The sequence below is a fragment of the Pseudomonas sp. ML2-2023-6 genome (assembly GCF_037055265.1).
Lineage (GTDB): Bacteria > Pseudomonadota > Gammaproteobacteria > Pseudomonadales > Pseudomonadaceae > Aquipseudomonas > Aquipseudomonas kulmbachensis.
On record NZ_CP146347.1, the window covers coordinates 2,933,592 to 2,956,737 of the forward strand.

Genomic DNA, 23,146 nt, shown 5'->3' on the forward strand with positions numbered 1-23,146 from the left:
TCTTTTCATGCAGCCACAACGCCGTTCCTACTCCAAACCCTTCAAGGCCCAGGTTATTCAAGAGTGTGCTCAGCCCGGTGCCTCGATTGCCAATGTCGCGCTGACCCACAGCCTCAACGCGAACCTCGTCCATAAATGGATTCGAGTGCAAACGCAGAAAACCATGCAGCCGCTTGCGCGACCTTTCTTCGAGACCTGTTGCGATGATCCGTATCGACTCAATCTGGCTCGCCACCGAGCCCATGGATATGCGCGCCGGCACTGAAACCGCACTGGCGCGGGTGGTTGCGGTTGTTGCCACATCAGTGGGTGCCTTCTGACTTTCGCAAAGTGCGTTGACGGCACGCTGACGGTTGCCGTGGGCCTGGGGATCGCACTGATGGTTTAGCAGACGCGGCAGGCGTCAGCGCATCGCGACGAAGTGCCTGGATAGGCGCAGGTGATGGGCATCGGCGCCTATGTGGCCCAGTCCGGATCAGGTTTTGAAAAGCTCCGTGCCCATGAAGTCGATGAACGCGCGCAGCTTCGGCGCCCGGTGCTTACTCGATGGCCAAAGCATGCGGAAGGTGCCCTGATGCTGGTTGAAGTCGTCCAGCACCGTCACCAGTTCGCCGGCCGCAATGGCATCACGCACCATGAAGTCCGGCAGGCAGGCGATTCCAAGGCCATCGCGGGCGACGTGAAGCAGGGCCTCGGTGGTGTTGCATACCATCGAGGCCAAGAGGACGGGTTCTGCCTCGCCCTCCGGCCTGCACAAGGGCCACGGCTCGAGCTTGCCGGTACTCGGGAACTTATGTTGCAAGCCAGCGTGGCCACTCAGGTCGGCGGGTACGCGCGGAGTGCCGCGTGCGGTGATGTATAGGGGCGAGGCAACCAATAGCAGCTTGAAGGTGCCCAGTGTGCGGGACATCAACCGGGAGTCGGCCAGTTCTCCGGTGCGAATGACGGCATCGAATCCATCCTCAATTACATCAACCAGCCGATCCGAGAAATCCACATCCAGTTCGATGGCGGGGTAGCGGTGCATAAAGGCCGTCAGCGCCGGCATAACCAAGCTGCTGACCAGCGGAATGCTCACGCGCAGCTTGCCTTGAGGGGACTGCCTGGTTTCCGACAGTTCCAATTGCGCCGCCTCGACCTCGCAGAGGATGCGTCGACAACGCTCCAGGAACAGCGTGCCTTCGGCGGTCAGCGTGATGCTGCGAGTGCTGCGGTGGAGAAGGCGCACGCCTAGGCGCTCTTCCAGCCGGGCCACACTCTTGCCCACAGCGGAAGACGAGACGCCGAGCACGCGCCCGGCTTGCGAAAAGCTACGGGCTTCCGCCGCCTGCACGAAGAACGCGATGCCGTTGAGGGAGTCCATTCTTCACCGATATAAGAAAATTTGTCCGATATGTTCGGAACCTTAGCCTATTTTTCTTGAGCGGGCCCGCACTTACGCTGACGGCTGCACAGGTTAGATCCGGCTGTCTGCTTGGTTTTCGAGATTTAGGACGGCTGCCTGACCTTCTAATCACTCTTTGCGGATGCTTCCCATGACACAAGCCCTGACCGCCACAAGCGGTTCCACCGGACGCGACTGGCTGCAACTGCTAGCCGCATGCCTTACCGGCATCCTGATCCCGCTGTGCTTCACCGGGCCGGCCGTCGTGCTACCTGCCATCAGTCAGGAGCTGGGCGGGACCGCGGTACAACTTAACTGGGTCGTCAACGGCTACATCCTGACCTACGGCAGCGCCATGATGGCAGCGGGCAGCCTGACCGACACCTATGGTCGCAAGCGCGTGTGGCTGGTCGGGCTGGCGCTATTCGTCCTGATGACGTTCTTAATCCCGCTGGCGCCGACAGTGGGCTGGATCGACGGGCTGCGCCTGGCACAAGGGCTCGGTGGCGCCGCGGCCTTCGCGGGCGCGATGTCTTCGCTGGCACAGACCTTTCGCGGCCCGATACGTACTCGCGTGTTCAGCCTGCTCGGTACCACGTTTGGTATAGGCTTGGCCTTCGGGCCACTGGCGGCAGGCTGGCTGGTGGAGGTGGCGGGCTGGCGCTGGGTGTTCCTGGCGACAGCGCTGATTGGCATGGCCGGTTTCCTGTTGGTGTGGGTCTGCGCCACTGAGTCCCGAGACCCTGACTCTACCGGCTTGGACTGGCCAGGCGCCCTCAGTTTCACCGCCGCGCTGAGTTTGTTCACATACGGCATTCTGCTGGCGCCGGAAGAGGGCTGGCGCAGTGCTTCGGTGCTCGGCACGTTGTTGGCATCAGTAGTGCTATTCATCGCATTCGTACGCATCGAACGCCGCGTTGCGTGTCCGATGCTCGACCTGTCGTTGTTCGGCAGTGGCCGATTCGTCGGCGTGCAGGTGTTGGCTGCATCGCCAGCCTTCTTCTTCGTCACGCTGATCGTGATGCTGCCGGGCCGCTTCATCGGTATCGACGGTCTGAGCGCATTGGAAGCGGGGCAAATGATGGTAGCCCTGGCTGCGCCGCTGTTGATCGTGCCGTTTTTTGCCGCGTTGTTATCGCGCTGGTTCACCTCCGGCATGCTGTCTGGCATCGGACTGCTGCTGGTGGCGGCTGGATTGGTCTGGGTGGCCCAGGTGTTGTCCGGTGGGGCAGGCTTTGCGCTGATACCCCCCTTGGTGCTGATCGGCGTAGGTATTGGCCTGCCTTGGGGGTTGATGGATGGTATGGCCGTGAGCGTAGTGGAAACAGAGCGTGCAGGCATGGCGACCGGCATCTTCAACTGCGTGCGTGTTTCGGCTGACGGGATTGCCATCGCGGTGGCGGGCGCGCTGCTGGCGTTCTTAATTCAGGGCGGATTGCTTGGCACTTTATCCGCGACCGATCCAACCGTTGTGATCGAGGCAGCCAATCGCGTCGCGCTCGGCGATCTGGCGCATGCCAGTGCTTTGGTCAGCGGCGAGCGTGCTTTGCTGCTGGCGACCTACGATCAGGCATTCCGCTGGGTTTTGTACATCTTGGCTGCATCTTCAGCACTGACTGCGTTGCTAGTGTTCGCCTTGCTGGGTCGATGGCGTGCGCATGAAGAAGTGGGAGCCGCGGCATGAATCCGATTGGGACAGGCTCTCGGCCCCCCGACCGCACATTTCATCGGCTATGCGCGGGTATCCAGCGGGGAAGGCTCGGCCCATCTTCGGTTTCATCACCCCAATGGAAGGCTACCCGGAGTTCTCCGTGCCCACGCTGGAGACATGTGTTATTGACTCGCCAAGCCGTGTTCGCCGGACGCTTACGCTGCTTTTAGCCCAGGCTGTGTAAAAACGTTTTTCAGTGCGCCAGGCACTCAAAACCAGACTGGAAGTCGCGCTTCTACGGAAAATCCACATTTGCAGATGTGCCGATAAATTCCAGATTTAACGTAGAAGCGCACACTTCAATTCTGGCGACGCGTTTTTACACACTCAGGGCCAGAAGCGGACGTTAAACAAACACCGTTTAAACCGAAATGGTTAATTCGATCTAACAATAATCACTTCAAATTACTCTGGAAAAAGCTCGCCAGCTTGTCAAAAGGAATGAGGTCGACGCGGTCATAAAGGTCAACATGGCCAGCGCCAGGAATGATGACCAGCTCCTTGGGTTGCCTCGCGAGTTTGTAGGCTTCTTCGCTGAACTCTCTCGAGTGCGCATCGGCTCCGGCAATAAACAGCATCGGACGAGGTGAAATGGTCTCGATGTCATTGAACGGGTAGAAGTTCATAAATTTGATGTTGCTCGTCAGTGTCGGGTGCGTGGTCAGCGCTTTGGACGAACTGGCTGGCGTGTATTCGCCCCGTGGCGTGCGATAGAAGTCATAGAATTCTCGCTGGATCGGGTGCGTGTTTTCGTCCAGTTGGTGCACTGTGCCGCTGGTGTAGAGGGTTTCACCGCCCGTGAACTCTACATACCGCTGCTGTGCGGCTTGCGCGATGGTCTCTTTGCGTTGCTCAAGCGTCTGCCCATGCTTCAAGCCATTACGATTGGCTGCGCCCATGTCGTACATGCTGACCGTTGCGATGGCTTTCATGCGTGGGTCGATCTTGGCCGCGCTGATAACAAAGCTGCCGCTCCCACAGATGCCGAGTGCGCCTATCCGCTCTTTATCTATAAAAGGCCGGGTGCCGAGAAAATCCACCGCTGCGCTGAAGTCCTCAGCATAAATATCCGGTGAGACTGCATTGCGTGGCAGCCCCTCGCTTTCGCCCCAAAATGAAAGGTCCAGGGACAGTGTCACGAAGCCTTTTTCGGCCATTTTGGTGGCATACAGATTAGCGCTTTGTTCCTTGACCGCGCCCATCGGGTGGCCAACAACAATTGCAGGGCTCATGGTTTTTGCATCGAGGTTTTTGGGGATGAACAGATTGCCCGACACGTTCATTTGATACTGGTTTTTGAAATTGACCTTCTGCACGGTCACTTTGTCGCTGGTATAAAAATTATCCGCGCCGTTGGACATATCGGCTCCTGTTGCTGAGAGTGAACTGACAAGAAGCGTTAATAAAACAATGATCTTTTTCATTGGAATTCCTATCGATGCAGAGCAGTCAGTTTTGGGAAAACATCACGTTCACCGCACGACGACCTAAAACCTGTGCCAGGCTCGCGTTGTCGTCCACACGCCCAAGGCGGGTGTATGCGTATGTCGATTCAAAGGTTGAATAGAAAACAACCAGGGTATCCGTGCCATACAGCATCAGATCACCCGCGTGTATCGTTCCCGGTTTGCTCGCATTGGCAGGCAGGGCTCCAGGAAGGCTGGCGTATTTTTCATTGCTGTTGAGATCGCTCATCTCCAGTGTTAGTGGCAGGAGCGTGACAAACGTACGAGCGGCTGCGTTGTCGGCCAAGGTGATGGCGAAGCGTTGTTCGCCGACTGTCATCCACATGCGAGATTTCTCCGTGATCGAGGACGCCGACGCGGCATCATTCATTAGGATGTAACTGCCAAGCACGAGAGCTGAATACAGCACGCCAGGCCAACGAGATGGCCGCTTGCCCCAGCCTTCGCGCTGCTCGGCATTTGCGGCGGGGTGAATGCTCCCGGTCATAACCCGTCTCCTGGATCGTTGCGTGGTTCAAGTGGTTCGAGAGGGGGTAGCGTGTGACGTCAGTACGGTCACCGCTGCACCCAGCAGCAGAACGATTGCACTAGCGACAAACGTGCTCTGATAGCCGTGACTATCGAACAGCATTCCACCCACGGTTGAGCCCAGAGCAATGGACAGTTGAATCACGGCTACCATGAGGCCGCCGCCAGCCTCGGCATTAGTTGGCATGGCCTGTGCGATCCAGCTCCACCAGCCCACTGGGGCCGCAGTCGCCAACAGCCCCCATAAGCCCAGCAGTGCAGCAACAACGATGATCGAGTGGCCAAAAGGGATCAGTGCCAGAGCGATCAAGGCCATCAAGACCGGAATGACTATCAACGTCTGGAACAGGCTGCGCCTCAGAACACGGCCGATGATCAGGGTGCCGATAAAGCCTGCCGCACCGATCACCAGCAAGATCAACGACAGCGTGGATACATCGACGCGCGTTGCCGTTTCAAGGAAGGGCCGCAGGTAGGTAAATAGCGCAAACTGCCCCATGAAGAAGGCTCCGCAACCGACCATGCCCAGCGCCACTGATCGATTCTTCAACAGTTTGAACACATTCCCGGAGCCTGGTTTGCGCGGCTCCACCGGCATGGGTGGCAGGCTGATGAGCATCCAGACGAGAGCAATCGCCGCGACGGGCACCACACAGAAAAAAGCCCCGCGCCAGCCAATAATGGAGCCCAAATAACTGCCCAGCGGTGCGGCAACTACGGTAGCCAGCGCGTTACCGCCATTGAAGATGGCCAACGCCTTCGGCACCTGCGGGGCGGGTACCAAGCGCATGGCCGTCGCCGCGGACATCGCCCAGAAACCGCCAATGACTACACCGATGAGCGCACGGCCGACCATGTAAGTTTGATAGTCGGGGGCCAGCCCGACGATCAAGCCCGAGACAGCCATCAACCCGGCCAGTGCCAACAAGAGCAGCTTGCGATCGAGGGTTCTGGCAATCCACGAGATCGACAGGCTGGTCAGCACGGCAAATGCCCCGGAAATCGCAATGCCTTGCCCGGCCATCCCTTCGCTAACCTGAAGATCAACGGCCATCGGCGTCAGCAGGCTGACAGGCATGAACTCAGAAGCGATCAGGGCGAAAACACACAGCGTCATTGCAAAGACACCGCTCCAGTAGGCAGGAGCCTCATTGCTGGTTGAAACAGTGGCCATCGGGGCCTCGCGGTTAATAGTATTCATACCGGTAATGGTGACGAACGAATACTCACGCGACTAGCTAATGAATGCTTAACAAGGCTATAAGCTCAGCTAATTAATAACTGTAAAAGGTGCTGCGTACCATGGTCAGAGGAAACCTCAACGATCTGCTTTCATTCGTGACAGTGGCGCGCGAAGGCAGCTTCACCCGTGCCGCCGGGGTGCTGGGCGTTACCCAGTCGGCACTGAGCCAGGCCATCAGTGGTCTGGAAGCGCGCCTGCAAATCAGGTTACTGACGCGCACCACCCGCAGCGTCTCGCCGACTGTCGCGGGTGAGCGACTGCTGCAAGCGATCGGTAATCGCTTCGATGAGATCGAGGCAGAGCTGGATAACCTGACGCAAATGCGCGATAAGCCTGCGGGCACCGTACGTATCACCTGCGGCGATCATGTTCTGCGCACCACGTTGCTACCCAAACTCACTGCGCTGCTCCAGGAATACCCGGACATCAACGTTGAGTTCGACGTCAATTACGGGTTCAGGGACATTGTGGCGGATCGTTTTGATGCAGGCGTGCGACTGGGTGACACCATCGACAAGGACATGATCGCAGTCCCAATAGGCCCGTCATTACGGATGGCTGCCGTCGCTGTGCCCGCTTACTTTGCCAGCCGTGGCATGCCCAAAACCCCGCGCGACCTGATGAACCATCGCTGTATCAACCAGCGTATGCAGACATCAGGCGGGCTCTATGTATGGGACTTTGAGCAGCGAGGCAAGCAGGTGAACGTGCGCGTAGACGGCCAGCTTATTTTCAATACGTCGAGCCATATCGTGGATGCGGCCTTGGCCGGGCTCGGCATTGCGTACCTGCCACAAGAAGAGTTTGAACCGCATCTGCGCGAAGGCAGGCTGGAGCGCGTGCTGGAGGATTGGTGCCCACCGTTTTCTGGTTACTATTTGTATTACCCCAGCCGTCGACAACCCTCGCCGGCATTTACGCTGGTTGCCAATGCATTGCGCAAAGCGGGGTAGAGGAGACGAACTTCTGGTGTAGATACAGTTGGTCTGAAGCCTGCGCACCGCGAACATTTTTCCCTGCCTCAGATGACCCTCGCTGCTCAATCCAAATCGTTAGTTCCATGATGGCTGCTTCAAGGGCAAGCTGGTTTTCGTTGAATTTGTAAAGGAGGGCGGAACTAGATCTGAATTTGGCATATGTGATCCTCTGTGCAGGATCAATTTAGCTGCGTTGGGCGCAGCTTGCGCGACCTGCGCACGCTATCTACTCGCCACCGCCGAGCTGGTCGAAGGCATTGCCCTGAACCTAACGCCTGAAATTTTGAGCATTACGTCCGACACCCTTGAAGCCCATTGAGTATCGTGGACACCGGCGTGCCTTGTGAAGCGGTTACATAACGTTGATCTCGCGTAGATTCATAGCGTGAGCGTTGAGATTATTAAGCCCATATTGACCCGGTAATCTGATCGCTGTGACTACGCTCAATCTGGATATTATTAATTATAGAAAATTCACAGGAAGGCTCCGCACACCCACGCTATGATGAGTTCAATGAAAACGATAATGCTCGTGTCTGGTCGATTAACACCTAAAGCCCTCTCTGTGGGCCTGATAGCTTTCATCTTCTTGGTCTGTGTCACGCTAGTCTCCGCAATTGCTTGGCAGTTAAAGCAATCGGCGGACGAACGATTGATGAATGCCCAAATTGCTGTCAGCAACATTGTTCGGGCTTCCGAGCAGCAGGCTCAAGATACCTTACGTCAGGCTGGAAGCATTCTAAGCAACCTTGCAGAGCGCGTGGAAAATGACAATCTTGACGCCAAACAGAGAACTCGTTTATTCAAAATAATGGCTAGCAATGTTGAGGCAACCGACGGAATTCAAGGGTTGTTCATTTATAACAAGAATGGCGACTGGATAGTCAATTCGTTCTCCGAAGAGACGGTCGCAAAGAATAATAGTGATCGCTCTTATTTTATCTACCACAAGAACCACCCTGACTCTGCCATCCATATAGGCCAGGTCATTTTGAGCCGTACCACCGGCGAAATGATCATCCCTGTCAGCCGCCGCACTCAATACCCAGATGGCAGTTTCAGCGGCGTGGTTTTGGCGACGTTGCCTGTCGCGTATTTTCAACATTTCTTTGAGCGTTTAGACCTAGACAAGCAAGGGGTGATACTGCTTGCACTCAATAACGGCGATTTGCTGGCCCGCCGACCAATGATTGACGGGCTAATGACGACTAATATCGCAAAGGGAGAGCTGTTTAGTCGATATTTAGTAAGCAGCGACGACGGCATAGCAAGCCTGACGTCCATCGTGGATGGGATAGAGCGAGTCTATGCCTACAGCCGCATACAGGGGCTCCCGATAGTCGCTGCAGCAGGATTATCGTTAGATTCAGTATTTGCAACATGGTGGACGTACGTCTATCAAACATCGATTATGGTGGTGCTTGTAATTATTGTGCTGACCAGTTTGGGCTTTCTTTTTTACCGACAAATTCAACGCTTGTTGGTTGCAGAAGAAGAATTGCGTCTTGCGCAACACGATTTAGAGCATATTGCTAAAACAGACAGCCTTACGGGGTTGCCTAACCGTAGGTATTTCGACGCTACACTGGCACAAGAGTGGTCGAGAACATGCCGCACTGAAAGTAGCATAGCGCTCATACTTATCGATATAGATTGGTTCAAGCAGTACAACGACCATTATGGCCATGTTCTGGGTGACGAATGTCTAAGGCAAGTTGCACAGTTAATAGGCAAAAATATAAATCGCCCAACCGACCTGGCTGCCCGGTATGGTGGGGAAGAGTTTGTAATCCTGCTTCCTGAGACGGACTTAGCGGGAGCAATAAAGATCGCTGAGGAAATGCGGTCAGCAATAGAGACCGCAAAAATTGAACACAGGGGCAGTACGGCAGGTATTGTGACCATCAGCGCAGGTGTCGCTTCCAACCACCAGAATGGCATAATTGAGGCGACTGATTTGCTGGAAAAGGCCGACAGCCTTCTGTATCGCGCAAAAAAAATGGGGCGCAACCGAGTTGAGCATCAATTGCGGGAAGTCCTCGAAACATAAAGCATCGCAGCAACATATCGACTCCCGCAGATCCTTTTAAATCAATAGCACGGAGTTTCTCAGATCATCGGGGTGCTACTGAATCGCCCCTGGTTTCGTTGACACCTTTGAGAGACTGCTTATGGCCGATGGCGGCGACCCATTGCCGTCTTTCCCGGTAATCCGTGAAGAACCTTATTTTTGCCATTGAGGACCAGGGGATGAGCTCTAGCCAGCACTCCGGTGCCATCGGAGCAGCGAGCGTCATTTTGATGACCTCTTCGTTCTTGTCGATGGTGTCCGGGGCGCCGTGCACGTTATTGGCGACGTCGGCCTAACCGCGCGCCTCAACCCTGCTCGATAGCTCTACGATAGCTGCTTCAATGGCGAACTGGTTCTCGTTAGTGGGATAGCCGGTTGTCTATGTGAATAAAATTAATCGGAAAGTTGCTTAGTTCTAAAGCGCATCAAATCGACTTCGCAGGATCTTAAAAAATCTCCAGCGCCTGTGCCCCCCATCGCCGAGTCGGCTTCCCATTGACACTGAGCATCCTTGAACTTCTCGAAAGTTCTCTGAGAGGCGAGTAGCGAGGCAAGGGCTTTGGGCGTCGCACTTGAATCGATTTCCTTTGTCTGGGCTTCCAGTTTTTTGTAGGCGATATTCATTTGTGACGTGACTTCGCGAGTCTTACGCTCAAGGCAAGGCTGCAACGCTGTCCGTGGCTGATCATCGCCAATGGCGTCGTAACATTCTTTCAATGCTCCAGCGTCGCTGGTCACCGCAGTTTTTGCTGTGGTGGTAGTAGGTGTAGATGCCATATTGACCGCGCCGTTTGTAACTGGATTCACATCAGGTTTCGCGGGTACTTGAGCGAATGCCGCACCAGTAGCAAATGAAGTCGCTACAACGACCACAGAAATGAGTTTTCTCATTTTTATCTATCCTTTGGAAAGTTTTTCTCGAGGAGCAGAAACAGCTTTGAGTGCTAGGCCAATTGTGTGCTAGGTGCGCATGATTAGGCCCATTGAAGTCTTATAGGGCTCACAGTCCCAGCGCCTGTTTGACTGCATACAGGGCAAACTGTTCAACACCGCTAAGAACAAGCATCAGCAACAGTTTTGGCGTCCGGTAAATACATCATCTCTAAGGGGGGCTGGATGGGTGCATCGGCCAAGCTCTGATCGACGCCAAGCAATGGGGCCGCGACTCGTGCGCCGTCATCAAGGCTGTCATGTCCCTGGACGCCTTTGCCGAGTGAGTCATCGAGGTATGGTTGGCGCTGATCCCAGCGATAAGGTCGATGTTGTCCACTTAAAAATACGGGACAACATCGACCTTACCCAGAACCTCATGAGTGACGGATAAGGGTCTTAAACTTCAAATAGCCGACGCACCTGCACGGAATCGGCGCTTGCGCTTTGTTCAAGAGAAAGGAAGTATCGTAGTTGCCATTGTTGTGTCCTGACGGCCTCTTTGGCGAGTGGTTTGACCCAAGGTGGATAAACGCGGATGGCGCGCTTACCGCCTTTACCGTTAATCGCCATGATGCCCTTTGCTGCCAGTATCGTATGGTCGAAAACAAACTGTCCGCGATGAGTTGCATCGGACACACTCACAACAACAAAAGCTACACCGTCATCGACATCGAGAGGCGCAATGGTGCTGCCTGAGCTCGGGCGCTTCCATATTGTGACGAACTGTCCAATCTTCGTCGGCGTTGTTTTAGCCACGCGGAAGACAATGGTGTGTCCGTCCAGGCCAAAGCGGGAGGCACCATACTCGGCACTCTCAGCCTCGCGTAGAGGCAGATCCGTCAATTGCATTCCCGCCGGCTTGTACACATCCTGGATAGCAGCTATCAATTCGCTCGGAATATGGCCGAGGGCAGGGTCTGCCGCGCCTGAATATTTTGTGTCTAGTTCAGTTAAAACGGATTTCAACGGGAACAACTCCTTAACGACTCATGACCACACGATCCATTCCAGAGCATATGTTACTCCCTTCGACATGCCAAAGCGGACTACGACATCTCGTGAACGCAAGGTGGGATAGCCAGGCGGTTAGGAATGGCTCGCACTCGCCAAGGGCGAGCTGTGGAGTAATCCAGTCACGCGAAATGGTGAGTTTCGATTCCAGCGAGGCACCTATCGCCGTGCAGGCCTCGGAGCTAAAGGACGCGCTATTTGTGCTAGGTTCGGATGAGCTACACCTTGGGTATTACTCTGGGCATATAAGTGCGCAGGCGCTGGAGCAGGGTGTGCGACGTATAGCCGAGCAGGGCAAGAAATTGAACGTTGTCGGGAGCGTCGTACAGCGTCAGGAACAATTCCGGTATTTTGCTGCCGCGATTGTAATCTCACGGTTAAGGCATCAGCCTCTGAGAGGAATTCTTTCCAGCCGAGCTTGCCACACTGCCGAATGCCAGATGGCTCCTCAGCCACCAAATAATCAATGAGCAAGGAGAGCCCCATGTCATCTAGAAAAGCCGTATTGAGCTATGTTGCGAAAGAGTTCGATATTCAGCCAGATTACCCTTGGGCTAAATTCCCCAAATATGCCGTCCTAAGGCACGCGGGGTCTGAGAAATGGTTTGGAATAGTGATGAACGTACCCAAGGAAAAGCTAGGTCTTGCAGGCGAGGGGGAGCTTGATATTTTGGATGTGAAATGCCATCCGGGCAAAGTGGGTTCACTTCGTCAAATGGAGGGTATTCTTCCGGGTTACCACATGAACAAAGAGCACTGGATAAGCGTGGTTTTGGACGGCACTGTCGCAACCGAACACATACACGAACTCATTCAAGATAGTTACGAGTTAACCAAGTAGCGGCTCGAGCTGACGAATCATAGTTATTCGGCTCCACAGATTGTATTTGCACCCCCCGCATCGGGTGGTGTTTGGCTGTCTTGACCGGCTGCAACCTTGCACGAACGTCTGCTTATGGCTCAGGCGGTGTAAAAACGTTTTTCAGTGCGCCAGGCACTCAAAACCAGGCTGGAAGTCGCGCTTCTACGGGAAATCCACATCTGCAGATGTGCCGATAAATTCCAGATTTAACGTAGAAGCGCCCACTTCAATTTTGGCGACGCGTTTTTACACACTCTGGCCAGAATTGGTGTTCAGATTGACCACCGCCGAACAGGCTGCCAAGGCGCGTTTAGCGGTGTTCAACCGCTCGACTGCAGGTGTGCGGCTGGAAATGCCCGGGCTCTGAAGGTATGGGCCGTAAAATGTAGTGGTTGATACTCGGCCTTACGGTTGGCATCACAGATACGTTCATCCGCGGCTATAGTGAAGCTTCCCCCTAATAAGAGAGTGTCTTATGAAACGTTCAGTTTTGTTTTTCTTAGCAGGTTTTGTCGTGACTCCAATTTTTGCTGCTGATGATATGTGCACCATAAATCTGCAGAAGCTGTCCGACTACAAGGCCACGGCCAGCACTCTGGGGCAGCCACTGCTTGGACAGATCCACGACGCGAGAGTTGAGGCACAAAAAGCACAGGCTGAAGGTGATACGCAGAAATGCATCAGTCTGACCAACAAAGCGCTGCAGGATGTTGTGAACTCACAAAAAGGCCAGTAACGGAGGGCGTTGGACGGCTACGTCACTTAGGTAGCCGTCCATGCTTTGCGGAGGAGGGGCTGGGATTCACGAGCCTTGCCATAAATCTCGCCGCCGTTGGTCTCGCATGAGATGCCACTCTCTTCTCGTTAATACAACTTCATCTCCATGAGCAAGAACCTCCTCTTGAGCTATAGTTTTAAAGCCGTTCGTTCGGTTTGAGGGGGGCAGTAGTGATAGCTGTTCCAGTATCATCTATGATGTACAAAGCATGCTGGTGCAGTTGTAGTCGTGCTATAAGGGTTTAAATCAAAATCACAATCAAAAGTGACATATGCTTTCTATCTTAAATTCTATTGATGTCTACTCTTGGTGCCTGTTGATCTCTCTGCTGCTGGGTCTGTGTTTGGCAGCTTTTGCAGGGAAAATCACATGGGGGGCTAAAACTGGTCGTAATGTTGATTTTGATGATGAGTTAAAAGTAGTGCTGGGTGGTACGTTGTCTATGCTTGGTTTACTTATAGGGTTTATTCTTTCGTTTGCAATTAGCGGGCTAAATACTCGCGTGGTTGCAGAAGAAAATGAAGCGATTGCAATCGGGAATGCATTCCAGCGTACGACGTTGCTTAGTGAGTCCCAGCAACAAAAAGCTGAGATAATGTTGCAGGACTATTTGGCGCTGCGTATTTCGTTTTTTGAGACGAACGATGACAGCAAAAGAGCGGCTATCCGAATGGAATCAATTAAAGCGCAATCACATATGTGGGCTTTAATCAGCAAGATCGCAAAAGAGAAGTCGGGCTCGGTAATTCTAAGCGTTCTTAATGCAAGTGGTGAGCTGTATGTATCACAACAAAAGACGATGTCTAGTTGGCGGCGTCAAATACCCGGGGTGGCGTGGGTGTTGTTGGTTTTATGTGCTGCGTGTTCTAATTTTTTAATTGGTTACAATGCCAGAGGAAGTTCGAGGGGTAATACGCTGGTTTGTATTATGCCGGTTTTTACTGCGCTGGCATTATTTATGATTGCGGAAATTGATGTTCCAGGGAAAGGCCTTATACAAGTATCGCCCGATAATTTGAGGGCTCTCGTATTGACTCTGAAGCATGGGGGGCTAACTTTGTAGTTGATGAAACTGTCTATCTTGTGTGCAGGGTACAACTGCCTACTATTGGGTGTGCTTGGAATTGTTTGGCTTGGATTTCTAATAGCACTGATTGAGTGTTTGAGGACATGACAGAAAAGCAAAACCCCGGAGTTTCGCGATTCTAGGGCTTCTATTTTCGCCTCCATTTCTTTATGTCTGGCGAACCTGGTACAGAGATTAGCGGCCACGTGTCAATTGTTCACTACTGCGATAGGGCGATTGTGTCTGGTCGCACGATGCAGGAGAAGAGGTGGAACGTTTCTGTATGCGGGAGCATACATCTTGCTGTACATGATGTTTTTCCTCGATGCCCTACTGAACTGGGTAATTCATCGCGTCGTTGAGAAGAACATTACAGATCACAGCATTAGCACCATGGTTCGGGCTTGAGTCACTGTTGTCTATCATCTGATAAATCCTGAACCTGTCAGCCTGACTCAACACACTGAACGCTTCTAGAGCGTCGCCAAAGCCCTTGGTTATTTCTGCGGCTAAGTAAACCTGATGAGTGTCGAAAGTTTCTTCAATCGCGCTAAGTCGATGGCGCTGGCCCGCAAATATTTCATAAAACGGCGCGCCGGGCCGCGGTATTGAATTTATCAGAGCGCGTCTTGTTTTTAGTATCGACGTTCCGGCGGGAGGGTAAAACTAGAAGTCGACATATTTGCGTATTCAGAGGCGGAGCGTTGGAGTTGACAATGATGGGGGCAGTTATTTTTTGATCGATTTTAGAGGTGTGCTCTTAAGAGTCTTTAGAGTGACCAATTATTGGCGTCATATGTTTGGCTTGTTGGTGCGCACGATGTGTCCCTTTTTTATACAGTAATTACTTCTTTGAAACGTTTGTTTGACTGGTTGTTGGCGCCATTAGGTTGGCAAGTTTAAGGTTGGTATTTTTTTATTTTTTTTTGGGACTTTTCTCTGATTTACTTGTCAATTAGGATCAATGGCTATTTGTCTTGAATGGATTTCTAGTTCCTCAAGAGCTAACGGAATAACTTAGGTGTGTCCGCTAACGTAGTAGATTGTCTCCAGGTCTGCGGGGATGATCTCAAGTCGCGAGCGGTAGGGAGCAGGAATATGGAACATGGGCATTTAGTACAAGTTGTCGCAGTAGCCAACGGCAAAGGCAGGGTGGGGAAGACAGCTGTAGCCATAAATCTCTCCCTGGCGCTGCCGGAGCTCTGGAGACGACTTATATTGCTAGAAGCTGATCCGGGTTTACCGAATATAGGTGTTCTTTTGGGGGTTACTTCAAAATACACGCTTGTCGATTTAATTGAGAGTCGCTGTCAATTGTCCGATGTACTAGTACGAGGTCCTGGCGGGGGGGCATTGCTCAGTCGGCATCAGGTATGCAGAGTTCGTCGCATTTGTCGTCTACGCAGTTAGAGTTTTTTTAGTAAGACTTGTTGGACGGTCTAAAGGCTAATTTTTTCGGTGTATGAGGGTGGAGATATCGTCCTGTTATTCACTAACACTGGGAGTTACATTTGGCCTGCTATCGTTCGCTATGCAATTAATTAAACTCGGCTTTTTGTTGGTGTTGCGGTTTAGGACAGTCAAAAGCTAGCATTATACAAATGGGTTGAGAAAAACCGTCATGTAGTGTGGGGGCTGTAAGGATGGCGGCACATGTATTTTTTAAAAAGACAAGTCGTAAGCGCGAAACTAACTTGGTTGTCTTTCTGTTGTTTGTTGCTTGCCTTTCTTTGGCTATGTTGTCGATTTGGAGTGTTTGGTTATCTCGTGGTCGGGTTTTAAATGACGCTGAGCTTCGCGCTCTGAATTTGGCTAAGGCGCTTGATAGCTACGCAGAAAGTGTTATTAACAAAAGTTCTTTGTTGCTTTATGATTTGGTGGATCACCTGGAAAAAGATGGAGTTGAGTTTCAAAAAATAATTCGCTTGCGGGATCTGGTGGATAATCGACAGCATCTAATGGCACCCAGTAGTAGTGTGACTATTTATGATGAGAAAGGGGGCTGGGTTATGTCCTCAGCTGGGTCAATGCTCAAGGAGGTAAATAGCAGTGATCGGGAATTTTTTTCATACCATCTAAATAATCGTACAGAGAATATATTTATTGGCCCTCCTGCTGAGCGGCTCACTGCATTTCAATGGGTGGTTACAGTAAGTAAACGATTTAATGATAAGGATGGACGTTTTGCGGGTGTGGTTGTAATTACTTTAGCAGTCGAGGATTTTTTGGGTGTTTTTGGAGCTGTTGATCTGGGCAGTGATGGTGTTGTTGTGCTGACTAATGGTGACGGCAGAACGTTAGTTCGCTATCCGCTCTATGAGCAGAGTGTAGGCTGGAGCTTCTCGGAGTCCATAATTCACCTTGGGTATCTTGTTGATAGCATGGTTGCCTCAACACGTTTGGTTTCAAGTGTTGATGGAGTAGAGCGTATTTATGCATTCCGTAAAAATAGAAACCTTCCTTTGGTGGTGACGGTTGCTGTTGGTGTGGAAGAGTCTCTTGCATCTTGGCGTTTAGACGCTGAGCGCATAGCAAGCGCTGTACTGATATTGATGCTGTTTGTTGGGCTAATAAATGTTGTGTTGATTGTAAATGTAAAGAATAGGGATGAGGTGGAAAGCGACCTGATTGATGCGCGTGAGGAGTTACTCAAGGTCAATAATGAGTTGGAAGAGCTTGTTTCTATCGATCATTTGACAGGGTTGTTTAATCGTAGGTCTTTTGATGAGGCTCTTTCAAAGGCTTCTCTGCGTGCATGTCGAGATGGATGTTCACTCTCTCTACTAATTATAGATGTTGATTATTTTAAACGCTTTAATGACTTTTATGGTCACCTGCTTGGTGATGAATGTTTGAAAAAAATTAGCCTGGTGCTTAAGCGATGTTCAACTAGAGAGCTTGATTTTGTTGCGCGATATGGAGGTGAAGAGATAGCAATTATTTTGCCTGATACAGATATTCTGGGCGCTATTTCAATAGCTAAAAATGCCCTTGATGCAGTGTACAGATTGGGTGTTGCCCATGTCCGGAGCCCGCTTGGCAGGGTTACTGTAAGTATCGGCGTGGCCTGTATGGAGGGGGGGGAGTTGATAAGGAATGAGTTGATGTTAATTGAAGCGGCTGACAAGGCAATGTATGAGGCAAAAGCTTCTGGACGAAACTGTTACAAGGTTTTTAAAATACAGCATTAACTATCACCAGAAATGACGCAAGCCGGTGCCGGCGCTTGAATATCGTCAGGGGCGGCGCGGCCGTTAGTTTTCATTGATGATCGGCACGCTGCACCTGTATTCAGGGACAAATAATTCAAGGGAGAGAAGTCGTGTCAGCCACATCTGGAAACAGCAACATTTTTCGACTGGCAACCGCCCAGGCATTGGCGGGCGGTAACTCAGTCATCGTCTACGCAACCGGCGCTATCGTGGGGGACATGCTTGCACCGGATAAAGCATTGGCGACGCTGCCTATCTCCATTTTTGTCGTGGGCATGGCGAGCTGCACGCTACCTGCCGGCGCCATTGCGCAGCGCCATGGGCGCAGTCTCGTATTTATGCTGGGAGCGTTGTGCGGCATCCTGATGGGAGTGCTGGCTGCGATTGGCATTTATTTGTCTTCCTTCTTCATTTTCTGTGCTGCGATGCTGTTTGGTGGCGCTTATGCCGCAGTGGTGCTGACGTTTCGTTTCGCCGCCGCAGAATGCGTTCCAGAAAACAGGCAACCCTGGGCGCTTTCAATCGTCATGGCTGCCGGGCTAGTAGCAGGTGTACTTGGTCCACAGACGGTCACCTATACGATGGACCTATGGGAGTCCCACCTGTTTGTCGTTACTTATGTTGCAGCCGCATTAATGGCGGTGGTTTCGGCGGCGGTGCTGCTAGGTGTCGATTTTCCACGCCATGAGGCGGCTGTTCGTACTTCAGGTCGTCCGCTTGCGGTGATTGTTCGGCAGCCTCGACTCATCAAGGCCATGCTCTTTGGTGTCGTAATTTACACTTTGATGAACTTCCTGATGACGTCGGCCCCACTAGCAATGAAGAATGAGGGTCTTTCACAAGAGTCATCGAATCTGGCATTGCAGTGGCATATAATTGCAATGTACGCACCCAGTTTTTTCACTGGAAATCTGATCCGCCGTTTTGGGGCAAATCGCGTTGTGTTTATGGGGATGATGCTAACCGGCGCTGCTATTGCTGTCGGGCTTGCCGGCATGCAGTCCTCTCACTTTTATCTATGTTTGGTGCTTCTAGGGATCGGTTGGAATTTTGGTTTTGTCGGCGCCTCTGCGCTCGTCCTTCAGTGCCATAAAACAAGCGAAAGAAACAGTGTCCAGGCGCTCAATGATTTCATTGTCTTTGGCGCCGTGGTGCTCGGCTCGTTTGCATCGGGAGGTATATTGAATCGATACGGTTGGACCGTTATCTGTGCGCTTGCCTCTGTACCTGTACTGGTTGCTATGGCGACGTTGATACTGAGCGAGCATCGCGTCAGATATTCAACTCAGGAACGAACAAGCTAGGTAACGTCTGCTAATTACTGAATCGCCCCTAGTTTCGTAGACGCCTTTGAGAGGCTGCTTTTGGCCCCGAGTGTGTAAAAACGGTTCGCCAAAAATGAGGTGTACGCGTCTACGTTAAATCTGAAATTTATCGGCACGTCAGCATATGTAGATTTTGCGTAGCCGCGCGATTCCCCGTTCGGTTTTGACTGCATGTCGCGCTCAAAAACGTTTTTACACAGCCTCGGCCGGTTCCGGTCTCTCGCGACCGGCTACGAGCGACCCAAACCGGTCAGTCGCAGCAAACAGAAATTGGCCGATAGCGACCACCGATTCAGTGGTTCTCCCGGGGGCTTGGCGCAAGCACTACAACCTTGCGCTCTAGCGAACCTGTTCGGCCAGAGCACCTTCGACCTGAGGCCCTCTGCTGAAGTCGAGCATGGAAATGAAACTGTCTATCAGCGGTGATTCGTTGTGGGTATGCCAGCTCATGTACAGCCCGATGGCAGGGTTGGGAGACTCTGTCACAGGGGAAATTCTGCGAATCAGAACCTTGTCGAGCATGATCGAGTTGGCGATGGATTCGGGTACCAGGGCTACGCCGAAGCCGCAGGCCACCAGGCCGATCAAGGTATGGATCTGCGCGCTTTCCTGCACCACTTTTGGGTAAAAGCCAGCGGCTTCGCACAAGGCAATGAGCTGGCTGTGATAGCCGGGGCCCAGGGCTTCGGGTGTGAACACGAAGTCTTCGCCGGCGAAATCCCGCAGGTCGATTTGCCCGGTCTGTGCTTTTGGATGATGCGTGGGCAGCGCCATTACTATTTCTTCATCGAGCAACAAGCGCGATTCGACGTTTTCCGCCGAAATGGGCAGCCTGCGCATGAAGGCGATATCTGCCTCTGCGGACAAAATCGCTTTGGCCTGGCTGGAGGAGGGCATTTCCTTGATGATTAACTGGACCTTGGGAAAGGTTTCGCGAAACTGCCTGAGGGTGTTGAGCAACGACTCGTAGTAAGCGATGGACACCGTGGTGACAGTGAGTTTGCCGGCGATGCCTTCGGACACTTGGCGGGCGTGTTCCATCCCCAGTTCCAGTTCCTTGAGTGTGCTATAGGCGGCGCTCAGAAAGGCACTGCCTGCGGGTGTCAGTTTCACCTCGCGTTTGTTACGCGTGAACAGGCTGAAACCCAGTTTACCTTCCAGGCGATTGATGGCCTGACTCAGGGGGGGCTGGGCCATGTGCAGGCGAATCGCGGCTTTGTGAAAATGCAGTTCTTCAGCCACTGCGATGAACTGCCTGAGCAGTCGGGTTTCGATCATTTCTTCCGTTCCTTCATTTGAACTGATCTGTGTTACCCGTGGAGGGGCGGCATGTACTTGGTCAATATCGAACTCCGTGGTTGATCAAGGGATATGTTCCCTAAACAGGTCACGGGATTTAAGCAATAGTTTGATATGAGCAGGGTATCAACTTCGGTCCTGATTAGTATTAAACAACCCACATATTCATTGTTAAGGTGAGGTGGCAATCAAGAGGAAAAATCAATGAACTTTACAGGAAAGACTGCAATTGTAACGGGCGCTGGCCGAGGCCTGGGTTTCATCTATGCACGGGAATTGGCAAGGTTGGGCGCGAATGTCGTGATCAGTGATATCGGGGCGGACAACATCGGCGATGGTGCGGATACATCCATTGCCCTCGATGCCGCACGAACGCTCCAGTCCGAGGGGTATAGCGTTGTCGGTCATCACGGCGATCTGGCCAGCGAGCAGGGTTGCCGGCAATTGATCGAGACGGCCATCGAGGCGTATGGGCAACTTGATATCGTGATTCACAACGCCGGTTGGGTCGGTTATCAATCGATTGAAGAGGCGGAGTCGTCATTCATTGAACGCGCGCTCGATATCAATATCTATACGCCCATCTGGTTGTGTAAGCATGCCTGGAAATACCTCAGGCAATCTGCTGTTGCGCGCGTGGTACTGACCTCTTCGGATCGGGCGATGTATCAGCAATATGCTCAGCCGGGCCTGGTGGCTTATGCAGCAGGCAAAATGGCGCAACTGGGCATCATGAATGCGCTGAGCATGGAAGGCGCGACAGATGGCATTCTGGTCAACGCGGTATCGCCGGTCGCCAAAACCAGAATGTGGGGCGTGACCGGGGAACCGGACAACCTGAAGCCTCAGTGGGTGGCTCCCGGTGTGATCTTTCTGGCCTCGGAACTGTGTCAGGACACCGGCTACATTCTGCGGGCCAGCAATGGCCAATTCACCGCTACGCGGTTTGCCGAGAATAAGGGCGTCGACTATCCCGTCGACCTGGCTCGGGTCAAGGCATCCAGCGCCGAGCAGATTGCTCAATTGTGGGACCACATCAAGGAGTGTTGATATGCCTGCTCAGGAAGCGCTGCGTCTTTTTTCACCGTGTCAGTCTGATCTGGGTGAAAGCCCGGTCTGGGACCAAGCCTGTAATTCCCTATTGTTCGTGGACATCTCAGGTGGGCAGATAAACGTCCTGGACGAACAGGCCAACCTTACGCGGCTTTACGAGTCCCCATCAAGGATCGGCGCGTTGGCATTGACCAATGCCGGTAACCTGATTTTTACCCGGAATGCCGGCGTCGCCATTCTGAATCGCTCCAGCCTTCAGGTGAGCAACAACACGAAATTAGCCATCACGCCCTCGTCCTATCGTTTCAATGACGGCGCTTGCGACCCTCAAGGACGCTTCATCACCGGTTTGATGGACGAAGCTCACAGCAAAAACACCGGCAAACTGTATCGATATGATGCAGGGCTGAATGCCTCGGTAGTGCTGGACAATATCGGCCTGCCAAACGGCCTGGTGTGGTCAATCGACGGCAGTGAACTGTTTTTTGTCGATTCGGTGGCCCGCACGATTTATCGCGCCCGCTATCCGGCTACCGGCAACTATCTGGAGCAGGTGTCGGTGTTTGCCCATACACCGCCAGACCTCGGCCGCCCGGATGGGTTGGCAATGGACACGGAAGGGGGCATCTGGGTGTGTCAGTTCAATGGCGGCTGCCTGCTCAGGTACGATCGCCACGGTGAGCTGACCCGGACGATTGAGATGCCGGTCCCGCGCCCCACCAGTTGCTGCTTCGGCGGGGCCGACATGCGCACATTGTTCATCACCAGTGCCAAATTCGGGATGTCGCCCGCCGAGCAGGCCGACTTCCCCGCAGCCGGGAATATCTACAGCATCCGACTGCCGATCCCTGGCGTGCCCCGGCACCGGTTCAAGGAGCTTTGAGGCGTTTACGGCTCTTTTGCGTTGGCGGTTGGTCCGAGGCTCCGCCGGCTAACGGGCGTGAGCAGTCTATCGGTTCCGTTTTAAAGGGGCTTCTGCGTTAGCCAAGCTCCCCAGAACAGACTGCTGAAGAAACGAGTAGCGTCTCCGAATCCTGAGTCATGCATCAATTGTTGAACTGCTGCCTAGGAATGTGGCGGGTCAGCTCCCTGGAGAATTTTTCCTAGTTTGGTCTTCACTTCATCCGGGCTGGCGCCATGTTGTCGCCACCTTTGCCCCCAAGCGGCCAGCAATAACGGTTGGCTGGCATAAGCATATTGATTGCCAGCCACAATCAGCGGCGCGCCCGGTTTTAGATGAGCCCGAATCGATCGTAAAATTTTTCGCTTCGCAACCTCCCCATCGAGATGATGGAGCACACCGATCAAGGTCGCTGCGTCGTATGACTCGTCCGCTGTCAGGTCTTCAACATGCCCAAGATGCAGGCTTGTTCTTTCGAGCAAATTGTTTGCCCCCAGCTGCTGCGCCGCAACCTCCAGCATCGGCTCGGATGGATCAACGGCAGTGAAGCGCCATGTTGGCTCCAACATTGCCATCGCAATAATTTCCTGAGCCGTACCGCCAGCGCCAACGACTAGCACTTTTGCGGAGCGTGCATTGCCGAGGCTTGCCGACAGCATGCATGCAGCAAGATCATGGCAGGCGTCATACCCAGCTAATGCGATACGGCTCTGTCGTCCGTACTCATTGGCCCGTGAGGTATCAAATTTTTCAGCTGCGTTTAGATGGGATGATTTCAAGGCGCTTCTCCGTGTCCTTGAATTAAGTTACGCCAGAGAGTTTCATAATAAAAATTCATTAGTTTTATGGTATGCATTCCTCAGGGGAATGCTTGCCTCGCCTTCGCGATAGACAGTTATGGGGCGAAAGATGACCTCTATCAGGAGAGCGCTGGATTACAGCTTGAAACGCTGGACGGCGCTATCGCACTCTCGATGACGGGGCCGTACACATTGGCAATAATTGGGCGCAGAACCAGATCAGGCCTTGGGCGCCAGGGCGAAAGAACTGGCTCTTGGCAGGCTCGGAGCGTAGCGGCAAGCGGGCGGCGGCGATCATGAGTTTAATCCCGTCTGCGTGGCTCAACGGGCATGACCCGTACGCTTATTTGAAGGACGTTCTCATGCGCCTGCCGACACAGCGGGCTAGTGAGATCACCGAGCTTTTGCCACATAAGTGGATGCCCGTTTAATGACGCTGGCGTGATGGGCAGATGCTCACAAAAAGCCTTCACGAAAAGCGATGTCTCCCTCCAGTTTTCACTGGAGGGAGGCATCCCATCGCACT

Annotated in this window: 18 protein-coding genes and 5 pseudogenes; 14 read left to right on the plus strand and 9 right to left on the minus strand. The window is 52.9% G+C overall.

What is annotated here, in order from left to right:
- Positions 1 to 7 precede the first annotated feature (7 nt).
- Positions 8 to 112: pseudogene (locus V6L79_RS24750) on the plus strand (transposase); the annotation flags it as partial.
- Positions 113 to 475: 363 nt separating this feature from the next.
- On the opposite strand, the gene V6L79_RS13490 reads toward V6L79_RS24750, so the two are convergent.
- Complete coding sequence (locus V6L79_RS13490) at positions 476 to 1,363, minus strand: LysR family transcriptional regulator (protein ID WP_261741963.1); 888 nt, start codon at positions 1,361 to 1,363, stop codon at positions 476 to 478.
- A 172-nt stretch (positions 1,364 to 1,535) separates the two neighbouring features.
- Between V6L79_RS13490 and V6L79_RS13495 the strand changes: the two genes are divergently transcribed.
- On the plus strand, positions 1,536 to 3,068 hold the full coding sequence (locus V6L79_RS13495; RefSeq protein WP_338578942.1) for an MFS transporter: 1,533 nt from the start codon (positions 1,536 to 1,538) through the stop codon (positions 3,066 to 3,068).
- Between the two features lie 422 nt (positions 3,069 to 3,490).
- Here the strand turns inward: V6L79_RS13495 and V6L79_RS13500 are convergent, their stop codons facing one another.
- The 3 genes from V6L79_RS13500 to V6L79_RS13510 are packed head-to-tail and all read right to left on the minus strand — an operon-like array spanning position 3,491 to position 6,263.
- Entirely contained in the window at positions 3,491 to 4,519 is a 1,029-nt protein-coding gene (locus tag V6L79_RS13500) for an alpha/beta hydrolase (RefSeq protein WP_338578943.1), read from the minus strand.
- A 25-nt stretch (positions 4,520 to 4,544) separates the two neighbouring features.
- Entirely contained in the window at positions 4,545 to 5,048 is a 504-nt protein-coding gene (locus tag V6L79_RS13505; protein WP_338578944.1) for a cyclophilin-like fold protein, read from the minus strand.
- Positions 5,049 to 5,075: 27 nt separating this feature from the next.
- A complete protein-coding gene (locus V6L79_RS13510) occupies positions 5,076 to 6,263 on the minus strand; it encodes an MFS transporter (RefSeq protein ID WP_338580318.1) in 1,188 nt (395 codons plus the stop codon).
- A gap of 128 nt (positions 6,264 to 6,391) precedes the next feature.
- Here V6L79_RS13510 and V6L79_RS13515 point away from each other — a divergent pair, with 128 nt between their 5' ends.
- The gene (locus V6L79_RS13515; RefSeq protein WP_321836260.1) at positions 6,392 to 7,285 is read left to right on the plus strand and encodes a LysR family transcriptional regulator; all 894 of its coding nucleotides are present in this window, start codon (positions 6,392 to 6,394) and stop codon (positions 7,283 to 7,285) included.
- On the opposite strand, the pseudogene V6L79_RS13520 reads toward V6L79_RS13515, so the two are convergent.
- A pseudogene (locus V6L79_RS13520) lies at positions 7,248 to 7,468 on the minus strand (hypothetical protein). The gene V6L79_RS13515 and the pseudogene V6L79_RS13520 sit on opposite strands and share 38 nt — an antisense overlap.
- A 367-nt stretch (positions 7,469 to 7,835) precedes the next feature.
- Here V6L79_RS13520 and V6L79_RS13525 point away from each other — a divergent pair.
- A complete protein-coding gene (locus V6L79_RS13525) occupies positions 7,836 to 9,359 on the plus strand; it encodes a diguanylate cyclase (RefSeq protein ID WP_338578945.1) in 1,524 nt (507 codons plus the stop codon).
- Positions 9,360 to 9,773: 414 nt separating this feature from the next.
- On the opposite strand, the gene V6L79_RS13530 is transcribed toward V6L79_RS13525, so the two are convergent.
- Positions 9,774 to 10,271 carry a lysozyme inhibitor LprI family protein gene (locus V6L79_RS13530; RefSeq protein WP_338578946.1) on the minus strand — a complete coding sequence of 166 codons (498 nt, stop codon included), beginning with the start codon at positions 10,269 to 10,271 and terminating at the stop codon, positions 9,774 to 9,776.
- A 124-nt stretch (positions 10,272 to 10,395) separates the two neighbouring features.
- Between V6L79_RS13530 and V6L79_RS13535 the strand changes: the two are divergent.
- Positions 10,396 to 10,594, plus strand: a pseudogene (locus tag V6L79_RS13535) (hypothetical protein); the annotation flags it as partial.
- A gap of 115 nt (positions 10,595 to 10,709) precedes the next feature.
- Here V6L79_RS13535 and V6L79_RS13540 read toward each other — a convergent pair.
- Positions 10,710 to 11,279 carry a MepB family protein gene (locus V6L79_RS13540; protein WP_338578947.1) on the minus strand — a complete coding sequence of 190 codons (570 nt, stop codon included), beginning with the start codon at positions 11,277 to 11,279 and terminating at the stop codon, positions 10,710 to 10,712.
- 529 nt (positions 11,280 to 11,808) lie between these two features.
- Here V6L79_RS13540 and V6L79_RS13545 point away from each other — a divergent pair.
- The 6 genes from V6L79_RS13545 to V6L79_RS13570 all read left to right on the plus strand — a co-directional run bounded on the left by V6L79_RS13545 (position 11,809) and on the right by V6L79_RS13570 (position 18,546).
- A complete protein-coding gene (locus V6L79_RS13545) occupies positions 11,809 to 12,165 on the plus strand; it encodes an MmcQ/YjbR family DNA-binding protein (RefSeq protein WP_261741972.1) in 357 nt (118 codons plus the stop codon).
- A gap of 496 nt (positions 12,166 to 12,661) precedes the next feature.
- Positions 12,662 to 12,922 (plus strand): hypothetical protein, encoded by a 261-nt coding sequence (locus V6L79_RS13550; RefSeq protein WP_261741973.1) that lies wholly within the window; start codon positions 12,662 to 12,664, stop codon positions 12,920 to 12,922.
- Between the two features lie 313 nt (positions 12,923 to 13,235).
- Positions 13,236 to 14,027, plus strand: coding sequence for a hypothetical protein (locus tag V6L79_RS13555; RefSeq protein WP_321837691.1), 792 nt, complete (start codon positions 13,236 to 13,238; stop codon positions 14,025 to 14,027).
- Positions 14,028 to 15,128: 1,101 nt separating this feature from the next.
- Positions 15,129 to 15,440, plus strand: a complete 312-nt coding sequence (locus V6L79_RS13560) for an AAA family ATPase (RefSeq protein ID WP_405046592.1) — start codon at positions 15,129 to 15,131, stop codon at positions 15,438 to 15,440.
- Positions 15,441 to 15,673: 233 nt separating this feature from the next.
- Positions 15,674 to 17,221, plus strand: coding sequence for a diguanylate cyclase (locus V6L79_RS13565; protein ID WP_338578948.1), 1,548 nt, complete (start codon positions 15,674 to 15,676; stop codon positions 17,219 to 17,221).
- Positions 17,222 to 17,352: 131 nt separating this feature from the next.
- Positions 17,353 to 18,546 (plus strand): MFS transporter, encoded by a 1,194-nt coding sequence (locus V6L79_RS13570; protein WP_338578949.1) that lies wholly within the window; start codon positions 17,353 to 17,355, stop codon positions 18,544 to 18,546.
- A 360-nt stretch (positions 18,547 to 18,906) separates the two neighbouring features.
- Here the strand turns inward: V6L79_RS13570 and V6L79_RS13575 are convergent, their stop codons facing one another.
- Positions 18,907 to 19,845, minus strand: coding sequence for a LysR family transcriptional regulator (locus V6L79_RS13575; RefSeq protein WP_338578950.1), 939 nt, complete (start codon positions 19,843 to 19,845; stop codon positions 18,907 to 18,909).
- Between the two features lie 225 nt (positions 19,846 to 20,070).
- Between V6L79_RS13575 and V6L79_RS13580 the strand changes: the two genes are divergently transcribed.
- Positions 20,071 to 20,916: an SDR family NAD(P)-dependent oxidoreductase gene (locus tag V6L79_RS13580; protein WP_321837695.1), complete on the plus strand. Its 846-nt coding sequence runs from the start codon at positions 20,071 to 20,073 to the stop codon at positions 20,914 to 20,916.
- Position 20,917: 1 nt separating this feature from the next.
- A complete protein-coding gene (locus V6L79_RS13585; protein WP_338578951.1) occupies positions 20,918 to 21,802 on the plus strand; it encodes an SMP-30/gluconolactonase/LRE family protein in 885 nt (294 codons plus the stop codon).
- A gap of 80 nt (positions 21,803 to 21,882) precedes the next feature.
- Here V6L79_RS13585 and V6L79_RS13590 read toward each other — a convergent pair.
- Positions 21,883 to 22,599: pseudogene (locus V6L79_RS13590) on the minus strand (class I SAM-dependent methyltransferase).
- 145 nt (positions 22,600 to 22,744) lie between these two features.
- Here V6L79_RS13590 and V6L79_RS13595 point away from each other — a divergent pair.
- Positions 22,745 to 23,051: pseudogene (locus V6L79_RS13595) on the plus strand (transposase domain-containing protein); the annotation flags it as partial.
- Positions 23,052 to 23,146: the final 95 nt, after the last annotated feature.